The sequence below is a fragment of the Paraburkholderia sp. BL18I3N2 genome (assembly GCF_003001875.1).
In the GTDB taxonomy this organism is placed as follows: Bacteria; Pseudomonadota; Gammaproteobacteria; order Burkholderiales; family Burkholderiaceae; genus Paraburkholderia; species Paraburkholderia phytofirmans.
Map to the genome: position 1 here is coordinate 561,742 of NZ_PVNC01000003.1, position 25,818 is coordinate 587,559.

The following is a 25,818-nucleotide window of genomic DNA, read 5'->3' on the forward strand; positions in this document are numbered from 1 at the left end:
CCAAGGCCATGATCCCGCCCTATCGTTCGACGCAGTTGATTTCGTCGCGAGTTCCAGCACGCCATATGCAGTCGAAATACATATATAGGCGGCATCGAAAAGCACAATTTTTTTAGCCGCGAGACCTAAAGCATTGGTGTGCCGCGCCGATAACAACTAATTCGTCACCCCGGAGACCGACCATGAGCAGTATCACCGAGCCGAGCGGGAATTCAGGCTCCGCCCCCTTCTTTTCCAAACAGGCCACCGTTGCGAAGCCAGGTTTTTCGCGCTGGATGGTCCCGCCCGCGGCCCTTGCCGTCCACCTCTGTATCGGCCAGGCGTACGCCTTTTCCGTGTTCAACGGCCCGCTGACCAAGGTCATCGGCATTACTCAATCCAGCGCGGATGACTGGTCGCTGACCTCGCTCGGCTGGATCTTTTCGCTGGCGATCGTGTTCCTCGGTTTGTCGGCGGCCTTCGCCGGCAAGTGGCTCGAACGCGTCGGCCCGCGCCGCACGATGTTTACCGCCGCATGCTGCTTCGGCGGCGGCTTCCTGGTTTCCGCGCTCGGCGTGCATCTGCATCAGATCGCGCTGCTCTATCTCGGCTACGGCGTGATCGGCGGAATCGGACTGGGCCTCGGCTACGTGTCGCCGGTGTCCACGCTGATCCGCTGGTTCCCTGACCGCCGCGGCATGGCGACCGGCATGGCGATCATGGGCTTCGGCGGTGGCGCGATGATCGCCGCACCGCTGTCCGTGGCGTTGATGAACCACTTCCGCAGCGCGACCAGCATCGGCGTGGCCGAAACGTTCGTCGTGCTCGGCATCGCCTACTTCATCTCGATGACGATCGGCGCGCTCGCGATCCGCGTGCCGCCGGCGGACTGGAAGCCGGCCGGCTGGACGCCCAGCGCCACCGGCCAGAACAAAATGATCTCGCGCAATCACGTGCATATCGATCAGGCGCTGAAGACGCCGCAGTTCTATCTGATCTGGCTCGTGCTGTTCCTGAACGTGACGGCCGGCATCGGCATTCTCGGCCAGGCCTCGGTGATGATCCAGGAGAGCTTCAAGGACACTGTGACGGCAGCTGCGGCGGCCGGCTTCGTCGGCCTGTTGTCGCTCTTCAACATGGGCGGCCGTTTCGTGTGGGCGTCGGCGTCGGACTGGATCGGCCGTAAGAACACCTACTTCATCTTCTTCGCCCTTGGTGCGGTGCTGTATTACCTCGTGCCGGGTTTCGCGGCGTCGGGTCATATCGCCCTCTTCGTGCTCTCTTACTGCGTGATCCTGACGATGTACGGCGGCGGCTTCTCCACCGTGCCGGCCTATCTCGCCGACATGTTCGGCACGGCGTTCGTCGGCGGCATTCACGGGCGTCTGCTGACGGCGTGGGCCGCGGCGGGCGTCGCCGGTCCGGTGCTGGTGAACTACATTCGCGCCTATGAAGTCGCGCAGGGCGTCGCCAAGGCGGACGCCTACACGATGACCGTTCACATCATGGCCGTGCTGCTGGTAGTCGGCTTCGTCTGCAACCTGCTGATCAAGCGTGTGGACGACAAGCACCACATGTCCGACGCACAACTCGCCAAAGGCGCTTAAGGAGACTCGCATGTCGACCATTCAAGCAGTGAATCAGACCAGCAAGGTCAAACTCGCAGTCTTCTGGCTGTATGTGACGCTGCCGCTCGCATGGGGCGTGGTCAATACGCTCTCGCAGGCGATGAAGCTCTTTAAGTAAATGTCGTTCGGCACCCCGCGCGTTCAGACGTGCGGGGTGCCTCTGCAGCGAGTGTCACTCGCCGACTGTCTACCGGCGCATTTCAAGCGCGCCGATTTCCCGCCTTCCCGCTACCACTGATACGCCGCGCCGGCCGTGACCGCGGTCGTGGCGGAACTGATGCCCGCGCCGAGTTTCACCTTCAAACTCTGCGTGACGCGCGCCGACAACCCCACCGCCACCGCCTGATAGCCCTTGTAACCAGCCGTTCCGACGCCGATTGCGAGGTTCTTCGTGGCGTCGACTTCGGGGATCGACGTCAGCGCCAGCGCCGATGCCGTTCCGGAGTACGCATTGCGCGCCATGTCGCTCAAGCCGCCCTGGAACTGCTGCATGTTGACGGCGTCGGTCGGCCCCTGCCCGGCCGCGACGTTGGTGATGCGGCGCTCGCTGCCGGACGCGCCTACCGAAACCGTGTTCGTCACATCGGCCACCGAGCCTTCGCCGATCGCCACCGAATTCGGCGCCGATGCCTTGGAGCCGCCGCCGATCGCTACAGAACCGTTGCCGATTGCCTGCGCCGCTGTACCGGAACTGTTGACGGCAACGTAGGGACTGCCGGTGGTCTGGTTGTTCCGCACCACGTTGATCTGCTGGCTAAGCGTGCTGACAGTCTGGTTGGTGTTCCAGAGTTGCGCTCCCGTCACTGCGTCGGTACTGGTGGCCGATAGCGTGCCGTCCTGCAGATTAGTCAGTTGGACTTTCGGCGCATTGGCCGCCGCGCCGCCGAGCGTGATCCTGTCGTGCGCCGAGCCGTCGTACTGCACCGCATTCGCAACCGCGCCGCCAAGGTTGCCGACGGTGGTCTGCAGACCGGCAATATCGCTGCTGTTCTGCGTCACACGGCCATCGAGGTTCGTGATCGCGCCGCCGACATTGTTCACGACCGTCCCGCCCACGCTATACGACGGCGCTGAGACCGAACCGTCCGCGTTGACGGTCGCCCCGCCGCCGAGCGCCACCGCCGTGCTCGCCGCCTGCGCATACAGTTGCGAGCCGTTGACCGCGTCGCTGCTGGCCGGACCAAGCACGCCCGCTGCCACGCCTGTGATGACGCGATGGCCCGCGGTGCCGGCCATATTGACCAGCTTACCGTCCGTCACTGCACCGACATTGATGACGCGCGACACGGGATCCTGCGTGACCATGCCGATACCGCCGGTCTCCATGCTCTGCTGCAAGGAGCTGAGGCCATTGTCGAGCGAGCCGAGCGCGTCGCCGACGGTGGTTTGCGTGCCACCCTGCACGTGATAGCTGGGGCCGGTCAGCGAGCCATCGGCGTTGATCTGCGCGCCGCCGCCCAGCGCGGCCACCATCGGCTTGAACTGGCCGAGATTGACCGCGGACGCGTCCGCTGTGCCCGCCGCAATGCCCGTCAACTCGCGTGCGCCGCCGGTGCCGGTGAAATCGACGCGGGCACCGTCCGTGTCTTTCGCCACGGTGAGATTACGCGAGGTCTGATCCTGTTGAACGAGCCCGATCTCACCATTGTTGATCTGGTTCGTGATGTTGCTCACGTCGCCTTCGATCGTCGTGGTGCGCTGATCGAGGTTGCTGATGCTTGTCGTGTTGTCGGTGACGCGCCGATCGAGGTTGCTGATGTTCGTCGTGTTGTCCGTGACGCGCTGATCGAGATTGCTGATGTTCGTCGTGTTGTCGGTGACGCGCTGATCGAGGTTGCTGATGTTCGTCGTGTTGTCCGTGACGCGCCGATCGAGGTTGCTGATGTTCGTCGTATTGTCCGTAACGCGCTGATCCAGGTTCGTGATGCTGCCGGTGTTCTGCGCCACGGCCTGATTGGTGGCGAACAGTTGCGCGCCGTTAACGGCGTCCGAACTGCCGGCAGCGAGAGTCGCGGCGCGCACATTGGTGAGCCGAACCGGCGCGGCAGCGCTGCCTAACGTGACGCTATCGTGCGAGCTCGAATCGTACTGAACGGAATCGGCGCTGGCTTGAGTGCTGGTCGTGACGACGGCTGCGAGCGCGGAGCCGACATCGTTGTATATCCTCCCACCGACCTTATAGACGGGTTTCGCGATCGTTCCGTCAGCGGCAACGTCGGTGCCGCCTCCAAGCACGCCCGCCATGCCCTTCAACTGCGAGACTGTAACGGCATCGCTGCCCTGGGTGCCGGCCGCGACATTGGCGATCTGACGTTGCAGCGTGGCGCTGCCGACCGAGACGGTATTTGCCCGGTCCGCAGAGGAATCCGCACCCAGCGCGACCGAGCCCGCTGCCGTGGCCGTCGCACCGGAACCAAACGCGATTGCCTTCGTCGCGGCCCCCGTGATAAGGGCGCCGCTACCCGCTGCGATCGAGTTCGCCGCGTCCGTCTGGACGTTCGTTCCGATAGCCAGCGCATTGACGTTCTGAACGGCTGCGTTATAGCCGATAGCAACACCGTTCTCCGCAAAATAGTTGCTTGTCGCGCCGGCGCCCACCACCGTCGCATTGGGTGCCAGCGCAGCGGCTCCCGCGCCGACGGCCGTCGTATTGACACGCGCAGCGCCGGAACTCGTGCCGATTGCGAGCGCGTTATCGTCGATGGCCATCGCACCGACGCCGATCGCCATTGCGTTTTCGCCTCCCGACGCGGAGGTCGTCAAAGCGGGTGTGGTGAACGGACTGACGGCAATGAACTGGGTGACGGGTACTGGATCGGTCAACGCGGCAGTTGCAAGCGTCAGCGTTTTTGAACTGCTCACGTTGGATTGGGCCGTTTGGCGGACAGTCGCCAGATCGGCGACATCCCATTCGACAGGCGCATTCATGATCGGGTTGGGCGACTCCGCGGCCGCTCTCGCAGGCAAAGCCATCACCAACGTCCCAAACAGACTGGTACCTGCGGCTACCAGCGCGCCATAGCCCGCAACCCCTCGCCCACCACGGCTCTTCGCCACCTCGAACGCCGCCGCGTACGTGCGGGTCGTGCTATTCCATTCGGTCTTAAAAGACTTGTTCAACATTCCTCCCAATCTTTTTATAGAAGATCCATGCACTAGGATTTTTACTATGTCATCCTAATTATTTAACGCGATCCGATAGAAACTTAAGACGGCGTGACTACCTCGCCACGACACAAAGTCGCCGAACACAAATATACCGTGTAAAGCGATTTTTTAGCTTATATTGGAAAAAAGGCATAACCCGTTTAAGACTTAAAATGCCAAACGTCTTATATCGCGTTCGTTATTTTTAGGCATTTCTAAGCAGCAGTTTTGACTTTTCCGAAATCAGCGCACGAGACACTGATAATTCCTGTCGAAGTTCTCAAACGAGACGAACGTCGACCAAAATGAGTCTACTTTCGGCAGTCAAACGGAGGTCATACAGGAGAACTACACGTGAAGAGACGTGAACTGATACAGCGGACCGTGCCGCGGCCAAGCAGATCGATCAGCCGTTCTCGGTCGCCAGGCGCATCGGAAAACTGATCTCGAAGATCGTCTCCTCGCCCTCCTGCGAGTCGAAACGAATCTCGCCCTGCAGCACCCGGCACAATTCCTTGACGATCGCGAGGCCCAGGCCCGCGCCTGGAATGTCCTCATCCGTGGCGCGCTCGAACTCCTTGAATACGCGCTCGCGGTCCGACGCGCCGATGCCCACGCCCGTGTCCGACACGCGCAGGCGCCAGCGATCGTTTTCCGTCGCCGTCATGCTCAATTCGACCTGGCCCGCCTTGGTATATTTGGCCGCGTTGGTCAACAGGTTGAGCGCGACCTGTTTGAGTTTGAGACGGTTGGAGACGACCACGTCCAGCGCGCCGTCGAAGGCGGTCAGAAGCCGCAGCCCTTTCGCTTCGATCGCGCTTTCGCACGAAATCACCAGTTCGTCGAACAACTCCCGCAGCGCGAAGCTTTCCAGCACGAGCGGACTGTCGTCGCCGAGCACCACCGAGTATTCGACCAGTTCGTCGACCAGCGTTTTCATATCGGCCGCCTGACGGTTCGCCAGCGCGAGCGCCGTCTCGACTTTGGCCGGCGCGCGGCTGATCAGCTGCAGCGCCATTGAAAACACGTTGAGAAAGTTGCGCAAATCGTGCACGACGCTGCGCGTGATCTGCATGCGCGACTCGTACAGATCGCCGACCAGCCGTTGCTTGAGCGTCAGTTCGTGATTGGCGCGCTCGAGGCGCCCGGTGTAGTCGTCGATCTTGCGGTCGCGCTCGTTGACGACCTCGCGGATCGACGTCAGCGTGACAAAGCTCACGGCTTCGTCGATGAAATGCCGCGCCCGCTCCTCATGACGCCGCGTGAAAAACGGCCGCGCCTCGCTGAATTCGACGATCGCGCCGGTCAGCATCTGCCGGAACAGGTCGAGCTCGTGCACCAGTTCGTCGATCCGGTAGCCCTGCTTCCAGCGCAATTTGCCGTGCAGGCGCGCGTCGCGTTCAATCGCGCTCTCGACCTGGTCCAGATCCTGGCTCTCCAGCACGCTGCAGATTTCGTCGAGGATGTTCGGGACGTGATCGGCCAGTTGCTCGTAAGTTAGCCGGTCGGATTCGGTCAATTCTGCGTCGTGAAAAACAGCCTTCATCCAGCGTTCGGTCAGTTCGACCTGTTGCAGGCGCAACTGTTTGGCGAAAGCGGCGAGCGGCAGTACGTGCGAGTCTGTCATGTGGGAGACCTGGCGCCGCATGGCGGCGAAAGTAGGTGTTCCGCGCCGCCCCCAAGGAGACTTCCTTCGGGACGCACTCAACGCGACCGCATGGACTGCAAACCGCGCTCAGGAGGCAAATGGTGAGCGCTGCGCAAGCCGCCCGGGCGCCTCCAGTATGCGCGATTTACGGAACAAAAATTAACCAGGGTTAGGACCTGTCCGAACCGGCGCGTCCCGCAGAAAGAACTCCGCGTGAACACCGCCCGCGCGCAATCCCCTTGCGCGACACCGCGCCACGGCTTCAGATCTTCTCGAACAGCACGTCCTGCGCGCCTTCCCACAACACCTTGGTGCCGAGCTCGCGCAGCTTCTCCTTGCCTTCGACGATCGTCAGGAAGTGGTTGCCCGCGAGTTGCCCCATCTTGCTCGCGAAGCAGCACGAACCGTACGCGAGAATGATCTCGGTTTCGCTGTAGCCGCCGGGATAAAACAGAATGTCGCCGACCGACGGATGGCTCGTGTGATTCTCGAAGCCGACCGCCGCGCCGTCGTTCTCGAGCTTGAAGTCGCCAAGCGGCACCCAGCAGCCTTCGCCGCTCCAGCGCACATGAATGAGCTTTTGCCGGTACGGCAGGAGCTTCAGGAAGGCGGCCACGGTTTGCGGCGCGTCCGGATGGGTTTCGGCGGTAAAGACATGGCCGCAGGAGGTGATTCGGAGTCGGGTCATCGCCAGGTTTCCAGTGTGAGAGTGAATGGAATGGTCGGTCGGAGATTTGACGCAGGCGGGAGCCAGGCCGCAGGCACATGATTCTGTCGTCCGATGCAAGGCTTCGACAGATACAGTTCCGGCTCGGCTGGTCAGGCCAGTTGGACCAGTGCCGGTGTTTTGGGCAAACAACGCCCGGCAAGCCAGATCGGCACGTCCATGCCAGGTCCAACCGCCTGGCCGCCACGAAACTTCGTAGTTTGCAAGCCGCGCAATGCGCAGCACACTGCGCGATGTGCGTGATTCCCCCAAGGCGGCTCATCGGACTGTACATTCCCGCGAGCCAGCCCTGCATGCGGTCGGAGGCAGGGCGGCAGCACTGCCCGGTGGCGCAAGCGGCGAGGCTCCGCGGCCCTCATGCGGCTGCCTCGAACCGTTAGTCGTCGTCCCGCCACTGCCTGCTGACCAGCCGGCCACTTCCAGCCGCGCAATCCGTACTTCAGCCGCGCAGCCGGTAAGCGAGCGGCGTCACGCCGTAGCCACGCTTGAACTGCACGGAGAAATGACTGGCATTCTCGAAACCAACCGCGATCGCAATCTGCAGCACGGTCTGATCGGTGGCACGCAATAGCCGCGCAGCTTCCTCGAGCCGCAATCGCGACACGTACTGATGCGGCGTCTCGCCGGTCTCGCGGCGAAACACCCGCGCAAAATGGAAACTGCTTAGCCCCGCCTGTGCGGCCAGTTCGCTGATCGCCAGATCACCGTCGAGATTGGCGCGGATGTAATCGGTTACACGGTGGATCCGGCGCGGCACGAGGCGTTCCGGGCGCGCCGGCGTTCCGGTCGACGCAGGGCGGCCACGCGCATAGTGCTGCAACAGATGCGCGGTGAGCGCGTGAACCAGCGCATCGACATACAGACGCGAGTCGGAGGGATCGGCGGCGGCGCGATGCAATGCGGCAAGCATTGCGGCGATCAGCGGATCACGAAACTGCATCGCGTCGCCGAGCGACAGCTCGCGGGAGCCGCCAAGCTCCATCTGGTCGGCGACGCTGTCGATCAGGCTGCGCTCGATGTGCAAATGGACGGTCGACAGCGGCTCATCGCTGATCGAACGCCAACGCCACGAGATCGGCGCGGGCGGCACGAACCAGAGGTCGCTCACGCGCAGATCGGCGCTTTCCCAGCGCCCGTTCAGGTTGCGCTCGAGATGCTCGGCGCCGCTCGCGAGCGTCATCAGCGTGAGGTCCTGCAAGCCGGGCGCTTCCAGCAGTTCCTGCTCGGCCGGTTCGAGATACGAGCGCAGCACCAGGTGCCGCCACGGGCGATTCACGCTCGACACCAGTTTCTGGCCCGCCATGTAGCGGTCGTAGGCGAGCGTCGTTGTGAGTTTTGGAATTCGTACCATCACGTCCATTCCCAGGGAGGTGCCATATGAAGAGTGAACCCTGCCATGCCCGCGTTGCCGATCCTCTGTCGGAGCAAGAACTCAAAAATGATAGCAAGGAACCGGCTACCGCAATTTCTGGAAATAGCTAATCATTCAGGTTGTCGTCTTTCACGCGTTTCGAACGCCGGAGCTACCGTTTCATGGAACACGAATGCGATACGCTGCCGCACTGGTTGACCGGTTCGCCGCAAGGCGAAGCCGGGCACGCGTCGGCAGCATACAACTCGGCGGTTGCCGCCCAACCGGCTTACCCGGCCGGCACGCGGCAACTCGAGAAATCAGCCCACGCGGCTGAAGCATCCAGGGCACCCAACCGCACCGCAACAAGCGCGGCGCCCACAGGCTTTCTCACGCTCTTCACCGAGGAGGAAATCGGCACGCCCTCGCCCGCCGCGCGGCGCGCCGCACCTGTCATCAGTCCGCTGGTGCGCTTTGGCAGCGCGCAGGACCGCATCGAATTCGTGCGGCAGCGCATCAAGCAACTGGGCTTCGACTCGTTCAGCTATTCGGCCACGCGCACGTCGGCGCATCACAAGACGATGTTCGTGCTGACCAGCTACGAGTCGCATAGCTGGCTCACGCGTTATTTCCGCGAGCGTTATTTCGAGCTCGACCCGCGTGTGGCGCTCGCGTCGCCCACCGGCCTGCCGTTTCTCTGGAATACGGCCGACATGCGCGCCGACCTGCCGCGTGCGCAAATGCGCAGCGAACGTCTCGGCGGGCTGATCGACATGCTGGAAGTGACCGGGCGCAAAAGCGGCATTCTCACGCAAATGCCGCTGCCGGAACCGGAGTTGAGCGCGAGCCTGTGCTTCAACTCCGAGATCGGCAATCCGCGCTGGATGACCGAGTCGATCGTGGCGGAGACGCTCATGTTCGCGCACACGATCCACGAATTCATCTGGACGCACGCGAAGAGCGTGATCGGCATCGCGCCCGCGCAGCAGCAGCGCGTCACGCTGAGCGAATTGCAGCATGCGGTGCTGAAGGCGGTCGTGCAGGGTCAGCGGGACAAGGAGATTGCCTACTTTCTCGGGCTGTCGCCGCATAACGTCGATTACCACTTGCGCCGTCTGCGGCAGTTGTTCAACGTGCGCAACCGCGTGCAGTTGATCAATGTCGCCCAGGCTTATGTGACGTAGAGGCTGGTGTCGTGGCCGGCACGCCCGTCGCGGTGCCGGCCACGATGTGAGCTTCGCGTGCCCCTTTGCGCGCGCCTACGCCGCTGTCCGCACACGGCTCATCACGCTTCGCATCGCGCGCGGGTTGACGTTCACAAGACTTGAGGCTTGCCCGTGGCCCAGGTGCCGATGATCTCTTCGATTGCGCGCGCCGCGCAAAGCAACGCCGCCTCGCCACGCGGTTTGCCGACTATCTGAATACCGACAGGCAGCCCGCTCGCGCTCATGCCGCACGGAATCGCGATCACCGGCATGCCGGTGAGCGTCAGCGCATACGTGATGGCGAGCCAGTCGATGTAAGTCTCGAAGTGCTGGCCGACCGCGTCGCGGATATCGCGAGCTTCGACCGGGAATGGCAGCACGATCGAGGCCGGACAGATCAGCACGTCGTAGCGCCGCAACAGCGCATTCAGCTTGTAGAAGAGTTCTGCGCGCGTGCGCTGCGCCGAGCGCATCGCGCGGTTATCCAACTGCAGACCGAACTCGATATTCCAGATCACGTTGGGATTCAGCACGTCGCGGTGCTGCGCCAGCACGTCTTCGTAGTTCGTCGCGTAGGCAATGCCGCGTAGCGTGTGGAACGCCTGCGTCGCCGCGCTCAGGTCGAGATCGCTTTCCTCGACGCTGACGCCATCCGTCGACAGCCGTTCCATTGTCTTGCGGCAGATCGCCAGAATTTCCGGCTCGACGGTGGCGATGCCGAGCCTTCACGCAACAGATCGACGACTTCGCACGCGCTTCGCTCAATCAGACTGAGATCGACGGACATAATGGCTACCGGCTCCGTGTTGGGGACGTCCGGCAGTTTCGCACGACACGCGCCCTGTCAGGACTTGAGCCGATAACCCGTCTTGAAGATCCACGCAACGATCAACAGAAACACCGCCAGAAAAAGCGCCGTCATGCCGAGGCTCACCTCGACATTCACATCGGCGAGACCATAGAAGCTCCAGCGAAAGCCGCTAACCAGATAGACGATCGGATTGAACAGCGTCACGACCTTCCAGAACGGCGGCAGCATATTGACCGCATAGAAACTGCCGCCCAGAAAAGTCAGCGGCGTGATGATCAGGAGCGGCACGAGTTGCAACTTCTCGAAGCTATCCGCCCAGATGCCGATAATGAAACCGAGCAGACTGAATGTGACCGCCGTGAGCACGAGAAACAGGATCATCCAGAACGGATGCTGCACTTGCAGCGGCACGAACAAGCCCGCGGTCGCGAGAATGATCAGCCCGAGCAAGATTGATTTGGTGGCCGCAGCGCCCACATAACTCACGACGATTTCCAGATACGAGACCGGCGCCGACAACAACTCGTAGATGGTGCCCGTAAAGCGCGGAAAGTAAATCCCGAACGACGCATTCGAAATGCTTTGCGACAACAGCGACAGCATGATCAAACCCGGCACGATGAACGCGCCGTAACTGATGCCGTCCACTTCCTTGATGCGCGAACCGATCGCCGCGCCGAACACGACGAAGTAAAGCGAAGTCGAAATCACCGGCGCGATGATGCTCTGCATCAGAGTGCGCCACGTGCGCGCCATCTCGAACTTGTAGATCGCGCGAATCGCGTAGATGTTCATTGGTTACCTCGGAGCAGACTGACGAAGATGTCTTCGAGCGAACTTTGAGTGGTGTGCAGATCCTTGAAGCGGATGCCCGCGTCGTCGAGCGCCTTGAGCAGCGCGATGATGTCAGTGCGTCCGCCGTCGCCTTCGTAGGTGTAGATCAGCTCGTTACCGCCCTTCGCGACGTCGAGCCCGTAGCCCGCGAGCGAGGGCGGCACTTGCGCGAGCGGGCTCTCCAGTTGCAGCGTCAACTGTTTCTTGCCGAGCTTGCGCATCAACTCCGTTTTCTCTTCGACCAGCATGATTTCACCCCCGCTGATCACGCCGATGCGGTCGGCCATTTCCTCCGCCTCGTCGATATAGTGCGTCGTGAGGATGATCGTCACGCCGCTCGCGGCGAGCGAGCGCACCAGCTTCCACATATCGCGGCGCAGTTCCACGTCCACGCCGGCGGTCGGTTCGTCGAGGAACAGCACACGCGGCTCGTGCGAGAGCGCCTTGGCGATCAGCACGCGCCGTTTCATGCCGCCCGAGAGCGTGATGATCTTGCTATCGCGCTTTTCCCACAGCGACAGGTCGCGCAACACCTTTTCGACATAAACCGGATTTTTCGGCTTGCCGAACAGCCCGCGGCTGAACGAGACGGTGGCCCAAACGGTTTCGAAGGAGTCGGTGGTCAACTCCTGCGGCACGAGGCCGATCAGCGAGCGAGCGCCGCGATAGTCGGTCGCGATGTCGCGGCCGTCCACCGTCACGCTGCCGGCGCTGGCGTTGACAATGCCGCAAATGATGCTGATCAGGGTCGTTTTGCCCGCGCCGTTCGGCCCGAGCAAAGCAAAGATTTCCCCGCGGTTGATCGCCAGATTGATGTTTTTAAGGGCATGAAAACCGGTGGCATAGGTTTTCGACAGGTTCGTGACTGAGACGATTGGCTGCATGGAATCGACGATGGCAGACACCGTTGTTTGATTAGAGGGAGCGATGTTAAAGCGCAATCGCACCCGCAATGTAAAGGAAAGTGGGAAAGCGTGCAGCGTATCGCGGCAGTGCGCCGGGAACGCGTAGGGTCGCGCCGGGAACTAGGCCCGCCGTAGCGGCACGGCAAAACGCGCAAGCCGCCCGGTTTCGCTGCAGTGCAAAATAGTTCGGGTTCCAAATCGGTTTGGTCACGCGACGCCGGGAACGCCTCATGCTCGACTCCCAGCATGCTGCCGCGTCCGTCTCGGTCAAGCGAAAGGCTTACGCGAGGCACACCGCTTGCGCAGTCCAATACATGCGAGCGACAAGCGCTTGCGTGACATCAAACCGACTCTATGGAGGTTGAACCATGAAACGCATTACCAGGACTATTTTCGCTTCGGCGCTTGTGATGGCTTTGTCGGGCGGCGCGTATGCGCAAGCTGGCGGTGGCGCCGGCGGTGCGGGTGGCGGCGCGGGCGGTGGCGGCACCGGTGTGGGTGCGGGCGGCGGCACGACCGGCGGCGCTGGTGGTACAGCCACACCGGGCGTGGGCTCCGGGTCGATGAAGACCCCAAGCGAGTCGGGCTACGGCTCGCCGGGTGTGACCGGCACCGGCGGCGGTATGGGCACCGGCACTGGCGCGACACCCAATAGCTCGTCGCTGAACCGCTCCAACAGCGGCACGGGTAACGGCTTGAACAAAGGCACGAGCAAAGGCATGAGCAACGGGACCAACAATGGCATGAACAACGGTGCCGGCGGCACGACGCAGAACGGCCAGTAAAACAGGCTGGTGTCGAATTGACTGGTTCAGTTTCGACCGGGGCGGCGGCGCCGATGCAAGGCATCGCCGCCCTCTTTTTTTGAAACAGAAATCATGCGTTCATCCACCCGCGGCTCCGATCAAGCACGCGAGTCATTCCCCTTGCGAGGCATTTTTCCAACAACTACCGCTTACGGTTCCGCGCAAGCAAAGCTACTGGCCAGATTCACATTGCCCTTGCCGATGTAGCGCGGAAACAGCGGATAGCGGCACAGCGGACGTGAGCGCCCGTTGGTCGCCGCCGCAATATCGGTTGCCGTCAAGGTCTCCGGCGATGCCCCGCGCGTCACCCAGTTATCGAGCGCGCCCAGCAGATCGACCGCTGGAATGAACACGCCGCTGCCGTGCTGGAATCCCGGCACCATGTACAAGCGCATGAAATTATTGACCTGGTCGATGCCGAACCGCTCGACCAGTTTGTCGTAATAGGCAATGGTCTGGTTCGGGCTGATGACTTCGTCGGCGAGGCCTTGCAGCGTGATGAGCTTGCCGCCGCGCGCGATGTAGCGCGTGAGGTCGGGGTTCATCGCGCCGATCGTCTGCGACAGCGCGACGAGTTGCGCGCGATATTTGCCGGGGCGTTGCGGATCGAACCCGAGCGAGTCGAAGCCGGCGTCCCGCGCGACGAAGTAGCGGATATAGCCGTCGCCTTGCGCGAACAGGTAGCCGTTGGCGAAGAAAGTCGGCACCTGCAAGCGCTCCGGCTGATGCCCAAGGCCGAGTAGCCCGGTCAGATGCGTGCCCTGAAAAATGTTATAGCCGCGGTAGCCATCGACATCCCACGCCAGACGGTAGGGCAACGAGAGCCCGTCGCGCATCACGAGCAAGGTGGAAAGCTGCGTGTTCGTAAGGCATTCATCGTGCGAAGGCGTGCGTCCGCCGCAGCGCAGCGAGTCGATGATCTCTGCCTCGCGCTCACGGCATCCGGCGACATCGCTGACAATGCCGTCCGCCGCGCCGTCGAGCCGGTCGCATGTGGCGAGCGTGCGTTGATAGACGTGTTCGAGCAGCATCGGTGGAATGAAGCCGCCGGGCGTGCCGTATTCCGCTTGCCCGAGTTTCACGCCCAGCAGGCGCACGCCGGTAAAATTGAGCGCGGGCGAATTGGCGATCACGCCGTCGTAGTCGTCGGGATAGCGCTGCATCACCGTGTAGCCTTCGCGGCCGCCGGTCGAACCGCCGGCGAAATACATGCGCTGCGGCGGCCGGCCGTAAGCGCGGGCAATCAGCGCAAGCGCGGCATCGTGCGTTTTCTTCAGATGCGCAAAGCCGAAGTTCGTGACCGCCTCATCGACGAGGCCGAAAACCGCGACCGATGAATCGCCGACATGCCCCGAGTCGTCGCCGAACGTCGCGTAGCCTTGCGCGAGCGGCGCGCGGTTCGGCGAGAACGGCATCACGCCCGTGCCGCTCACCACCACGCCGTTATAACCGCCACCGCCGATCTGCAGCACGCGGCCGTTCCAGCGGCGCGGCAAATTCAGATCGAAACGAATATCGGGCGTGGTGGCGTTGAACCCTTTGATGCGGCCGGTAATGCGGCAATACTCGCCGCCTTGCTGATTGCCGGGCGCGGTCGCGCTCACCATCGCCGCGCTCTCGATCTGCACGCCGGCGGTCGGCAGCGCAATGAGTTCCGGCTGCAAAACGGCGCCCGCCAATTCCGCGCAGCGCATGGCGAGGGGCGCTTCCTTGAGCGCGGCGTGCGCCGGGTGAGCGGCAAGCCACAACATCGCGCCAACAACGTGGATGACCGCGCGCGAATCTCGCGCGACACGCGCACGGCGCGGGAGCGACCTCATCCGTAACCCGCGCCATTGGCGACCGCAGCCGACTTCTGCCCTTTCCAGCCGTTCCAGCCGCGCGCGATCATCAGTACGGCGCCGATAGCGACGAGATCGCCGCCCAGTCCGATCAGCACGCCGCGAAAGCCATGAAACACATGCGGCGTCGCCGTATCGACGATCAGCGAAACCAGTGTGCCCGCAACGAAACACACGAGCCCCGTGCGGCCGACAGTGACCACGGCAGGCAGCCGCCGCGCGAGCCACGCGATGCTGCCCATGCGCACGAACTGCGCGGCGAGCCAGGCAATGACGATGAAGTTGATCACGCGGTCAGGAGACAGATTCTGTTTAAACGTGCCGGGCAAAGGTTGCGTCAGCACGAAAAGTTTGACGACAGCGAACGCCAGCACAGCGACCACGGCGACTCGCGTAAACCAGCGCGCGGTACGGGTTGCGTGGAAGCGCTCGCTGATGGGCTGCACCCGGCAAACAATCCCGAGTACGAACATCAGTTGCCATGCAAACGGATTAAAAGCCCAGTCGGCCACGTCGTCAATGCTGAATAATGCGGCCAACGGCCGGGCCAGTACCCAGATCAGCAAGCTCAGGCTTACCGCCATGAGCGACGAACGCCGCGCCAGCGGCACCGCGAACGGCACGCTGAGCGCGAAGATCACGTACATGGGCAACACGCTCGACAGATAGGGCTGGCGCCGCAGCAGCATGATATCGAAAGCTTCGCGCAGCGGCTGAACCGCGAAAGGCGGCCAGCCGGTCAGGTCGACCATGGGACGGTTCAGATTCAGCGTGGCGAGAATGGCGCCGGACAGCAGCGTCAACACCGCCGTCAACAGATAGGCGCGGTAGATTTCCCAGCAGCGCCTGACAAAGCGCATCTTCGCCGCGTTCTCGCCGCGCCCCGCGAGCACCGCCGTGTACGCCGCCGCCGACGCATAGCCGCCGAGAAACACGAACACTTCCGCTGAATCGCACAACGCGTAGGCATGCAGCATCAGATGCGACAACGCGCTGCCGGGAATGTGGTCCAGCACGATGACGATCAGCACGACGCCGCGGAAGAAGTCCACTTCGATCGAACGCCCTCCAGGGAGACTTCCACCGGGGCGGCCGCGACGGGTTTCCATTCAGGTTCTCGCAGGAGAGACGCACGCATGCCGCGCGTCGTTTTTCGTAGGAACACCATGACGATAAAACGTTTTCAGCGAGGCTGCGCGGTCCGGCCGCGCGCGCTGACAACCCGCCTCTAATTTCAAGTCACGTGGCGGCGATTTGAAATTCCATTGTCGGCATGCGGTAATACTGAGTCATCGCGTCTTCAGTTCGCGGCAAGATTTGCGGCATTAATTCGCGGCACGCGCATGCGATCGGTAATCAGCCCGGAAAATAAATCGCTGAAGGCGATGCGCGATTTTTTTTGCTTTTTTTCATCGTAGGATGGTTTCATGCACGCCCGTCGGACCTCGCGCGTTTCGCGCGATGCCACCTTTCGACGGCGGCCACTCATGTGGACCGGACACGCGGCCGGCCGATCCGCGATCGGCCGGCACGCCGAGCGTCATTGCGACGCCTTCTATTCGCCACGGCCGACCCGAGAGTCGCCGATGCGCGCCGGTCCTTCCACTACCGCCCAGAACGGCTGCGCTGCGCGCGCCGCCTTCGCACTGGAAGACGACCACATGAACAACAGAATTGCCGGCTTCGACGGATTGCGCGCGATCGCAGTCCTGATGGTATTTTTTCAGCACCGCCTGTTCGGCGACATCGGCGAGATCGGTCATCTTGGCGTATGGATCTTTTTCGCGCTGAGCGGTTTCCTGATCATCGGCATTCTTGCTGCACAACGCACGCGCATTGAAAGCGGCGCCAGCCGATTCGGCGCTGAATTAAAGCGCTTTCTGTTTCGCCGGACCCTGCGCATTTTTCCGATTTACTACCTGATGCTGGTGGTGATGTGTGTGCTGATGGCATTCGGCATCGCGAGTCCCGAACTGGCCAGCGGCATGCCGTTTCATTTCGCCTATCTGTCGAACATCTGGATCGGCTCCGTGCTGCACTATTGGCCAGGGCGCTACTCGCATTTGTGGAGCCTCGCGATCGAAGAGCAGTTTTATCTCCTGTTCGCGCCGCTCCTGCTGCTGCTTGCCACACGCCGGCATCGCGCGGTGTGTCTCGCGATCGTCGCGACCGGGCTTGTTTCGCTGCTCGCCATGCGCGCAGCACATTGGCAGGAAATCACCGTTTACACGCACCCGCTGACGAACTTCTGGTTGCTGGCGTTGGGCGGCATTGGCGGCTTGATGATCGCGGGGCAAACGAGCCGCTTGCGAGGCTGGCTCGGGCACGGCGTGACGCTCTTCGCGCTGAGTCTCGCGCTGGTGAGCTTCTGCGCGACCGAGCCGATGTGGAGCGAGGTGGACAGCCCACTGCTGTTCACTGCTGTCAGTGCCTCGTACGGTGTGTGCATCGCGGCGCTGGTGTGCTCGATTGCCTGTTGCCGCAACGCCGTCGTGATTGGCCTGCTCGAAACAGGCTGGCTGGTGAGCTTCGGGCGAATCAGCTATGGCTTTTACCTCTATCACAACCTGATCCCCGACCTGACTCGCAACCATCACGCCGCGGCGCTCTTCGGCGGGACGGTGCCGGTGTGGGCGCACGTCGTGGGCATCGCCGGGTCGTTTGTGATTTCGCTCGGCATGGCGATGCTGTCGTGGCGGCTGATCGAAGAGCCGATCCTTCGTTTGAAGACGCGGCGTGCGCCGGCGGCCGCCACGACGCCCACTTCCGCGTACACGTCGGCGCCGCCGTCGCGTCGTGAGCGGGCGGAGCATTCGTCAAGGAATGAGGGCGCCGCATCGGATGCGGTCTGACGCCACGCACGCATTACGTTTTGCCTGCATGCGGCGCAAGCGAGAGCACGGTATCATGCGGCCTCAATGAGCCGGCTGCTTCCGATCTTGCGTGACACGCGGACACCGAACTGGCCGAACGATAACAACAAATCACCGCCCACGCGCTATCCGGTCGATCCGACTTACGCGGCCGGCTCGCAGTTTCCAAAACGCGCTGTCCAACCATGTCTCATTTCACTTTCGCCGGCGGCGTGCTTGGCGCGGGCTTGCAGGCGCTCAACCTCTACGCGTTGCTCGGCATCGTTGCCGCGCTCCTGCTGGGCGGAATGGTCAAAGGCGTGGTCACCCCGATTTAAGAGATATGGACATGCTACCCCGATGTTGCTTTTGGTATGGACGACGCTCATTTCATTTGGCGCGACATCCTTTGCGAATTTAGTTACGCTCAGAGAAGAAAATATTCAGTCTGGGAACGTCTGATTTTGTCGCTTAGGCCGCCGCAGACGACCGCCTTTTTTTGGAGGCCGCGATGCCCTCGACCGCAGCGTTGAGTGCATCGGCACGAGCCGTGAGACCTGGCATCAAACCGCATGGGAGCACGTGCCCGGCACCTTCCGCCAAGTTATTCTTGATGCGCCCCATGCGAACTGTGGTTGTCGGCCGCATCGAAGGTCGGCGCTTGAGTCGGCCACAGGGTGACAGTTCGGCCGGTTTGAAATACCTCGAACAATTTGACAAGGGCTTGAAGCGGAGCCGTTCTTGCCAAGCAGCTTGCGCCGCGAGTGCCGTAATGAATCGAAGACGTCCGGCGCAGCCCTGTAACATTGGAAGCCCAATAACCTAAGGATTAGGTGTTCAACTGATTCTCTCTTAACTGCGCCTTTCCACGAGGCCCAACGGACGCGACAGCATCGGGATGCATGTGTCCGCCTCCTCTCGGTGATTAGACCATCGACGAGTAAGCGAATGAATCCAGTCCTCAGCCGATTTGACCGTTGTGAAGAATCAAAGGACGGTCGACAGTGCTGCAGGCGCCAATCATAAGCGCTCAGGCGCTCCTGAGCGACTTCCTATGCGTCGTACCTGCTATTTGAGGCCCGCAAACATCTTCCGGTTCCGCGAGTCGCGCCTTGAGGCATGGGCCAAGTCGCGACGCGCGAGTTCACTAACGTCGGTCGCCACCTCAAACGGCCACACCGAATTGCGTTCATTTTCCGAGCTGTGAAGGCTCCCGTCATGGTAACCGCCTCGTTCCCATGTCGGGATGCTACGTGGCGCAATAGAAGAGATTTTAGATTTGCACGTTTTAGGTCTCAATACGGCACCCATCTAAAACGCTATCGCCATCAATTTTAGATAGTTTATGCAAATTGATAACGTGCGATTGATTATTACTATCAAATGGAAGTTCTGCTCGCATCCAGCCGACTTAGCGCACTTCTTGGTCACTTGCAAATGGCAAATGAGACGATGGTGTAGCCGGGTGATTTCGTGGTGAGTCGGTCGATGGAGAGCCCTAAAAGCACCATCCTCTGGCGCGCCCCTGCCAGCTTTGGCGGTAACTAGCCAACGCTTCGATACCATTCAAGACGAGATGAACCGTTTTAAAAATAGGACTACTTATATGTTTTGTTTCAGGCTTGAGGAAACAGTTTCGTTCTCAGACGACAATGGATTGATACGATATTGCCTCTCCTGGAACACCAAGGTTTCGTCTCGAGAAAACCACTTCGGAATTGAATGCAACTTCTCTACCGGTTCGTTGAAAAAGCTCGCGACAGCGGCAGCCTCTCTCAGTTTGCGCAAACCGAATGTTTTTGGCGGAGGCATGCTTCGCACTATTTGTGCACGCAACCGCTCAGCGTCCCAATTAACAGGCCGGCTACCAGTATCCGCCAAGCTCTTCACCCTCCCCTCCGACGCGACCAATCGAGGAGCACGAGATGGCTTGGCTTGAATACATCTCATACCAATTTACCGAACATTCCCTTGATGTCAACAACGACTTGATGGAGGCATCGACCCAACGTGCACCAATCGAGGATTTACCACAAATTTTCTGGGAGGACGGGACGCCTTGGGACGAAGCAAATGTCTGGGGGCTGGAAAGGGCTACCTCGTCCGGACTCGATATTGAAACCGTCCATCGAACAATGAAGCATTTGTGTAGTTATGCAAATTATCTTGAAGGTGCAAACCTAGATTGGCGGCACTTTCCAGTTCGCAAAGATGAGAGGGTTCTCACAAAATTCAAAGGTTATCTCATCAAGGAACGCGACGACGGCATTATCGCAGACAGCACCGCATCTGCTTGCATGAGCGCGGCAATCATGTTTTATCGCTTCGCTGATTTGCACGATATGGTCGGCGCGGTAGGGCCAATGTGGGTGGAAAAATCAGTGAACATCGCGATAAACGACAGACTCGGCTTCAAACGAGCCTTGGTCAGAATCACTACGGACTTGAAGATTAAGAATACCAAAAGGGTTGAGGGAGTCCGACTAGAAGAAGGTCTTCTGCCGCTCCTCGCCGCCGACATGATGCAACTGCTCGCTTACTGCGCGGACAAATGTACTTTGGAATTGCACATGATGTTGAGCGTGGGCTTCTTCACCGGCGCGCGAGTCGGCACGGTTGTCACGCTGACCGTGACCAGTTTGTACACCGCACGTGAAAGCCCCGAGTGGCCTGGTGTCTTCTTACTGCCGGTGGGACCTGGAACCGGTGTTTCGACCAAATTATCGGTCAAAGGAAATATTCTTGTGCCTCGTGCGTTGCTCAACGACTTGAAAATTTACGCTACATCACCCACTCGACTCAAACGCGAGGTTAAGGCGGACTCTACCTCCAAGGACGTGCTGTTTCTTACACGTTCCGGCCGCCCCTACTCAGTCGCCGATGTCGGAGCACTAGTACGTGCGCTCCGGACGGAGGCAACTGCCGAAGGGATGCACTTCATGGAACGCTTCAAGTTCCACGACTCTCGAGCGACATTCGGCACGAGCCTAACGTCAATCTTGCTGGCGCATTTAAATCCAGCCGAAGCACTTGGGATAGTCCGGGACGCACTGCTGCACAAAGATGAGCGGACCACGTTCGACTACATCCGGTTCCGTGAGAGGTCCGACGCGAAGGAGCAAGTCGCGACGGACTACCACGAGGCATTTACAGGCTTTCGGCACAGAGATTGGAACAAGCTCGATGCATAACAGCAACCTGCCTCCCCAAGACCTCGGCTTTCCATCTCTTGGAGCCGACGCGAACTCGTGGTTCAAGAATCTGGGCGTCTTGCTTTACCAAGGCGGAGCGTCCAAGGACCCGAGTAGCTTCCCTCGTCGAATAGCGAGAGACGAAATGGGTCCTCCGCAGTTGGAGCGCTTACCTCTCGTCCAAGCGCTTCACCGCGCGCTGTCTGCCGCTCTTGACTCTGGTCTGCCCGAAGTCATGCTACAACAAAGACTCTCTGCCTTGAAGATGCTCTATCGCTTCGCCGAGCGCACGGGAAAATCAATGACCTTAGATAGCGTCGTTGACGTCTTTTGCGCGTGGACTGACTTTATGATTCAGCGCACTGAACTTGCAGAGGATAACGGAGAACCCTTTGAGCGCGATTGTGGTCCCATTTCCTACTCAGCTGGGTATGAATACTGTATGAAGGCCTCACGCGTTCTCGACGTCGCCTTGGGGAGGCATGATGGTCTGATGGTATTGACCAAGATGAGACCTCCCCGTCAGCATCAATCAAACGTCGGCAAGCCAAAGCATGATTCGACGACGCACATCACGACCGAGCGAGAATCGATTGCGATAGTACGGACGCAGTGTAATCATGAATCAATACCCGATTTGACCGTTAGCAGCTCGGCGCTGGCAGAAAAATATGAGCCGCTTAACCTCAACATTCTTCTCTATCTTGGCGGCTCTGCGGCAGCAGCAAGAAAAGTTCAAAGTCAAATAGCTATAGGCGTGCTTGGCCTGCCGCTGCGAGACCGGTTAGACGTTGTATGCAGCTTTCATGAAGAACTTAGTACGCGGACCGTAGCCGGTGACAGTCCACATTCTATCGCCAATAACATGAAGGCATTGAGGAAAATTTACGGATTTGCTGACGAGCATGGTCTGCCAATGACTAGAGACGCAATCGTAGGCACCTATTGTTCGTGGATTAATTCACTGCTCCATCGAACCAGAATCTCTACAAAAATCTCGCAAAAAAATGGACAGAATAGCAATAGCCGATTAAAAAACAGCACGGCTTACACATTCGGCACTACGGTAGGAAAACTCATAAATGTCGCCCTCGAGCGACACACCAACATAATCGAACTAACAGGACTGCAGAAGAAAAATAAAAGGCCGACAGCCATTGGCGTCGAGGCGGAAAAACAAAATCTAAGTGAGACGTTCGCATTTGGCCACATGCTTCAAGACGTCTGCGACGCATTAACCACTAAGACTGTCAAGTTCGCGTCATTACCCGTTTTAGTGACGCTTAGAAACGGCAAGACCTTGACCCTTCGCGAGTCCGTGGCATGGACAAAAATGGACCAGACCTCGGGTCTGGGGAAGCGCTACTCTCTTGCGAATGCTCGCATCGAAGCCGAACTAAGCATGTTCATCGGACAGACTGGCATGAATTTGGCGCAAGCGTATGACCTTTCCCTCCGCCGTTTCTTCTACACTGGACACCACGACGGATACCAAGTGCGGGACCATAAAGAGCGCCGAGGCGGCCCTGTTCTCTTCGAAGTATTCAAAGAGTATAAATCCCATTTTGAGCGCTATCTTGAATGGCGCCGAGCCTTTTTTCCGGGGGTCAGTTTGCTATTCCCACTAATAAAAGAAGTAGGAAAAAAGCAAACTGGCAAGTTCCACGCGAATTTCCTTAGGGTGGCATGCGAACAAGCGAACATCACGTATGTCCCGCCACGGTCACTACGGGGCACGAGAGTAAACTGGCTTCTGAGACGAACCGCGGACCCAGACTTAACGGCTGAAATAGGGCAGCATGCAAGGGAAACGTTGCTGAACGTCTATCACCGTCCTAGCTACCAACGCGCCCTCGGGGAGACGATTAACTTCTGGAGCATTGCGGACCCGACCTTGGTCCCAACTCAAGCAGTGGCTCCTGGGCAGTGTGAAGGAAAGCCCGAACAGGTCGCGCTCGCTCCTAGAGGCGCACCAAGTCCGGATTGCGCAAGAGCATCTGGATGCTTGTGGTGTGTTAATCATAAAGATGTCGATTCTCTCGATTACGTTTGGGCATTAGTCACGTTCAAAAATCTTAAGATTATTGAATTGAGCAAGGGCCCTTCGCCCAAGAACCATGGAGATATACCTCCAGCAAAGCTGGTCATTGACCGGCTGGACGAAAAATTGAAAGCATTTGAAGAATCGAGCGATTTACGTCGCGACTGGGTGCTAGAGGCGAAATTGCGCGCGGAAGAAGAAGATTTTCACCCCTCCTTCGGGGACGAAATTGTCGAGTTACAGGATAAAGTGTGATGGAATTGCTACCAAACCTTTCACTCAAGCTTAACGTTCCTACGGCAGCAGAGATTAGCCACTGCCATCAACCTCCATCGTGGCCGCCTCTCCCGGATTGGGTCATCTCTCTTAATGCGAATTGCAACCCAGTATCCAAGTGGGGTGATGCCGTATGGGATTTTTCTGCTTGGGCAGGCAAAGTTTTCAAGCTCTACTTCGCTAAGCAGCCGCGTACGGCCGATTCTGGGCTCGGCCAACAGAACCAGAACGTGCTCAGAATGTGCATGTCATGGTTGATATGGGGTCCACAGGGCTATACGTCATGGCAAACCCTGAAAAACGACTTTAACACCTTTCGGCGCGTCGTGCTTCTCTGTGAAAAAAACGGAATCGTCGCTAGCGACCTTGCTAGATTTCCACAAGTTGTACGTCTCATTGGCGCTACGATTAAACGCAAAAGCCACCGCGACAATCTTCTAGTCATACTCGACCGCCTATTTCGAGCACGTGAAGAACTTGACTTTACGCTCCTGGACGAATCGGGCATGCGTTCACTTGCTGAGGAATTCTCCATCACCAAACACAGAGACATCGTGCAAACCGCCTATATTCCGCCAAGAATTTGGGTGTATCAAGTCACACGCCTTCGAGAAGGTCTAGATGATTTCTTAGTCCATCAGAAGGCAGTGGAGAATTTCTATGAGTTTTGCCTTGGTGCGTACACCAGGAACTATGAATTGCTTGCCGCGGCTGGCGCGCCGATAAGGGATGTCAGTCCTTTCACTCTCACACGGCGCAAACCAGCCCGCGAGTACCACGGGTCATTCGAGGAGAATGCCAAACGGTTTGGAATTGATTTGCTCCTTCGTAAATGGGTTGCGACTGACCGCGGACATCTCAACATCTCGCAGCTCTCAACGTATTTCTCACTGGTTCAATTCGCCGGATTGGCATACATCGCAAATTTCACCCTTCAACGTTCGGAGGAATTTGCCGGTTTGCGTTCTGATTGCCTCATCTGGGAAGAAGACCCCACATTCGGTCGAATCCCAACAATCTGTGGTGAAACCACTAAAACAGACCCTGACAGTGATGCGCGATGGCCCACAAGTCCCAGCGTTGAAGTGGCGGTGAACGCGCTAACCCAGGTGGCGACGATGCGTGTTAACGCTGCTCTTGCTTCCCCTGAGGTTAATTGGACCGCCGACGACGTGAAAAATCCTTTTCTTCTGTCCGGCGCGAATGAGCCATGGGCTCAGGGGGACCAAGACAGGGATTACGCAGTGCGGCCACTTCTTGCGCGCTATTGGGTAGCCATTAGAAGATTTCCGCGACTGTTTGACCGCGAGGCGCTTCGGATTACGCAAGAGGACTATGAGACGGCCAGGCTCTTCACTCCCAACCTTGGAGAATCTCCAAAATTTAAAGTAGGAGAAATTTGGCCTCTCGCATTCCATCAACTCCGCCGAACCGGAGCAATTAACATGTTCGCCAGTGGCATATTAAGCGACACCTCGATTCAATTCCTTATGAAGCATCTAACACTGCTTCAAACCCGTTACTACGGAAAGAACTTTAGTCGGCTCAAGTTCAATTCCGAATGGGATGGCATGACAGTCACAGCGCGCTACGAAGTCATGGCCAAACAACTTCAAGCTATTACGGACGAGCGCTATGTATCACCGTATGGCGAAGAACGGAAGAAACAAATTGTCCTTGATTTCGTTGGTGCAAAGGATTTCGCCAGTCTGGTTAAAGAAGGGCAGAAGGGAAATGTATCGTTCCGCGCTATTCGGCTAGGTGGGTGCACAAACCGGGAACACTGCGAATATGGAGGAATAGAGTCAATCTCCCGATGTGCCGGTGGCGACGGCGGCAAACCGTGTCATCAAGTGGTTTACGACAAGCGGAAGCGCTCATCAGCTGAACGGCAACTCAAAAGTGTAGAACAAAAAATCGTCAGCGCCGAAGCAAATAGTCCCCGCGCACGGGCCCTACAAGCGGAAGCTCAAGGCTTAAGGAATTTTCTCCATGACACAAAACACTGAAACAGCAGAGGATAACTATCGCGCTGCGTTCGAAAGGCTCAAACAAGGTCAGTCAAACGTCGTTCCGCGCGGAACACCCGTGACCCAAAATAACGTCGCGCGAGAAGCCGGAAGGGAGCCAGACGCGTTCAAGAAAACGCGTTACCCGGCACTGATTCGTGAGATTCAAGCGCACATCGAAATCAGTGCTCAACATAAGGAAATCAAAAATAAGCGGCGGGAGCGTAGACATGAACGACAGGACTTAGTGACCAAAGCCCAAAGGTACAAGAAACAGCGTGACGAAGCACAGTCGAGATTAGTTAGCGCTCACCGAGCGGTTCTCACCCTCCTCCGCGAAAAGGCCGAGTTGCAACGCAGGTTGGACGAGTATCTTCCACCGCTCTCACCATTGTGGAACTCCTAGGCTCACCATATGTTTCGTGCAATTCCCCAGAATCCAACGCCCCCCATTCGGCCCTCCAAGGCTGCGATTGCTTCCTTGTGACGGCCCATCGAGCTCGGCCCTACAAGCAAACTCCTCACGTCCTGGCTTCGACGTGGCACATGTGTCTGCGTGCTCGACAC

Annotated in this window: 20 protein-coding genes; 10 read left to right on the forward strand and 10 right to left on the reverse strand. The window is 59.2% G+C overall.

The window, feature by feature from the left end; genetic code table 11:
- The first annotated feature begins 182 nt into the window (after positions 1-182).
- Both B0G75_RS12250 and B0G75_RS12255 read left to right on the forward strand, forming a co-directional pair.
- On the forward strand, positions 183-1,586 hold the full coding sequence (locus B0G75_RS12250) for an OFA family MFS transporter (protein ID WP_106305120.1): 1,404 nt from the start codon (positions 183-185) through the stop codon (positions 1,584-1,586).
- 10 nt (positions 1,587-1,596) lie between these two features.
- The gene (locus B0G75_RS12255) at positions 1,597-1,725 is read left to right on the forward strand and encodes an oxalate:formate antiporter (RefSeq protein ID WP_106282486.1); all 129 of its coding nucleotides are present in this window, start codon (positions 1,597-1,599) and stop codon (positions 1,723-1,725) included.
- Positions 1,726-1,835: 110 nt separating this feature from the next.
- Here B0G75_RS12255 and B0G75_RS12260 read toward each other — a convergent pair whose 3' ends face one another.
- The 4 genes from B0G75_RS12260 to B0G75_RS12275 form a co-directional block, all read right to left on the reverse strand.
- Positions 1,836-4,727, reverse strand: a complete 2,892-nt coding sequence (locus B0G75_RS12260; protein WP_374956891.1) for a YadA-like family protein — start codon at positions 4,725-4,727, stop codon at positions 1,836-1,838.
- A gap of 433 nt (positions 4,728-5,160) precedes the next feature.
- Positions 5,161-6,381 (reverse strand): sensor histidine kinase, encoded by a 1,221-nt coding sequence (locus B0G75_RS12265; RefSeq protein ID WP_106305126.1) that lies wholly within the window; start codon positions 6,379-6,381, stop codon positions 5,161-5,163.
- Positions 6,382-6,664: 283 nt separating this feature from the next.
- Positions 6,665-7,090: a DUF3830 family protein gene (locus B0G75_RS12270; protein WP_106305129.1), complete on the reverse strand. Its 426-nt coding sequence runs from the start codon at positions 7,088-7,090 to the stop codon at positions 6,665-6,667.
- A 478-nt stretch (positions 7,091-7,568) separates the two neighbouring features.
- Complete coding sequence (locus tag B0G75_RS12275; protein WP_106305673.1) at positions 7,569-8,480, reverse strand: helix-turn-helix domain-containing protein; 912 nt, start codon at positions 8,478-8,480, stop codon at positions 7,569-7,571.
- A gap of 182 nt (positions 8,481-8,662) precedes the next feature.
- On the opposite strand from B0G75_RS12275, the gene B0G75_RS12280 reads away from it, so the two are divergent.
- A complete protein-coding gene (locus tag B0G75_RS12280) occupies positions 8,663-9,664 on the forward strand; it encodes a LuxR family transcriptional regulator (protein WP_106305676.1) in 1,002 nt (333 codons plus the stop codon).
- Positions 9,665-9,795: 131 nt separating this feature from the next.
- Here B0G75_RS12280 and B0G75_RS12285 read toward each other — a convergent pair whose 3' ends face one another.
- The 3 genes from B0G75_RS12285 to B0G75_RS12295 all read right to left on the reverse strand — a co-directional run bounded on the left by B0G75_RS12285 (position 9,796) and on the right by B0G75_RS12295 (position 12,214).
- Entirely contained in the window at positions 9,796-10,401 is a 606-nt protein-coding gene (locus B0G75_RS12285; RefSeq protein ID WP_258194443.1) for an amidase family protein, read from the reverse strand.
- Between the two features lie 128 nt (positions 10,402-10,529).
- Positions 10,530-11,291, reverse strand: a complete 762-nt coding sequence (locus B0G75_RS12290) for an ABC transporter permease (RefSeq protein WP_012427884.1) — start codon at positions 11,289-11,291, stop codon at positions 10,530-10,532.
- Positions 11,288-12,214, reverse strand: coding sequence for an ABC transporter ATP-binding protein (locus B0G75_RS12295; protein WP_106305679.1), 927 nt, complete (start codon positions 12,212-12,214; stop codon positions 11,288-11,290). The genes B0G75_RS12290 and B0G75_RS12295 overlap by 4 nt, the downstream gene beginning before the upstream one ends.
- A 389-nt stretch (positions 12,215-12,603) precedes the next feature.
- On the opposite strand from B0G75_RS12295, the gene B0G75_RS40605 reads away from it, so the two are divergent.
- Entirely contained in the window at positions 12,604-13,020 is a 417-nt protein-coding gene (locus B0G75_RS40605; protein WP_181309235.1) for a hypothetical protein, read from the forward strand.
- Between the two features lie 170 nt (positions 13,021-13,190).
- Here B0G75_RS40605 and B0G75_RS12310 read toward each other — a convergent pair whose 3' ends face one another.
- The 3 genes from B0G75_RS12310 to B0G75_RS41255 form a co-directional block, all read right to left on the reverse strand.
- A complete protein-coding gene (locus B0G75_RS12310) occupies positions 13,191-14,792 on the reverse strand; it encodes a tannase/feruloyl esterase family alpha/beta hydrolase (RefSeq protein WP_258194444.1) in 1,602 nt (533 codons plus the stop codon).
- Positions 14,793-14,857: 65 nt separating this feature from the next.
- A complete protein-coding gene (locus tag B0G75_RS12315; RefSeq protein WP_106305142.1) occupies positions 14,858-15,991 on the reverse strand; it encodes an OpgC domain-containing protein in 1,134 nt (377 codons plus the stop codon).
- A gap of 191 nt (positions 15,992-16,182) precedes the next feature.
- On the reverse strand, positions 16,183-16,311 hold the full coding sequence (locus tag B0G75_RS41255; protein ID WP_258194404.1) for a hypothetical protein: 129 nt from the start codon (positions 16,309-16,311) through the stop codon (positions 16,183-16,185).
- Positions 16,312-16,543: 232 nt separating this feature from the next.
- On the opposite strand from B0G75_RS41255, the gene B0G75_RS12325 reads away from it, so the two are divergent.
- From B0G75_RS12325 to B0G75_RS12350, 6 genes are all read left to right on the forward strand, one after another.
- On the forward strand, positions 16,544-17,734 hold the full coding sequence (locus B0G75_RS12325; RefSeq protein ID WP_106305682.1) for an acyltransferase: 1,191 nt from the start codon (positions 16,544-16,546) through the stop codon (positions 17,732-17,734).
- Positions 17,735-17,940: 206 nt separating this feature from the next.
- Entirely contained in the window at positions 17,941-18,072 is a 132-nt protein-coding gene (locus B0G75_RS12330; RefSeq protein ID WP_258194405.1) for a hypothetical protein, read from the forward strand.
- A 1,587-nt stretch (positions 18,073-19,659) separates the two neighbouring features.
- Entirely contained in the window at positions 19,660-20,925 is a 1,266-nt protein-coding gene (locus B0G75_RS12335) for a tyrosine-type recombinase/integrase (RefSeq protein WP_106305148.1), read from the forward strand.
- Complete coding sequence (locus B0G75_RS12340; RefSeq protein ID WP_106305151.1) at positions 20,918-23,221, forward strand: hypothetical protein; 2,304 nt, start codon at positions 20,918-20,920, stop codon at positions 23,219-23,221. Before B0G75_RS12335 ends, B0G75_RS12340 begins: the two co-directional genes overlap by 8 nt.
- Positions 23,221-25,251 carry a hypothetical protein gene (locus tag B0G75_RS12345; RefSeq protein WP_106305154.1) on the forward strand — a complete coding sequence of 677 codons (2,031 nt, stop codon included), beginning with the start codon at positions 23,221-23,223 and terminating at the stop codon, positions 25,249-25,251. The genes B0G75_RS12340 and B0G75_RS12345 overlap by 1 nt, the downstream gene beginning before the upstream one ends.
- The gene (locus B0G75_RS12350; RefSeq protein ID WP_106305157.1) at positions 25,235-25,657 is read left to right on the forward strand and encodes a hypothetical protein; all 423 of its coding nucleotides are present in this window, start codon (positions 25,235-25,237) and stop codon (positions 25,655-25,657) included. Before B0G75_RS12345 ends, B0G75_RS12350 begins: the two co-directional genes overlap by 17 nt.
- Positions 25,658-25,818 lie beyond the last annotated feature (161 nt).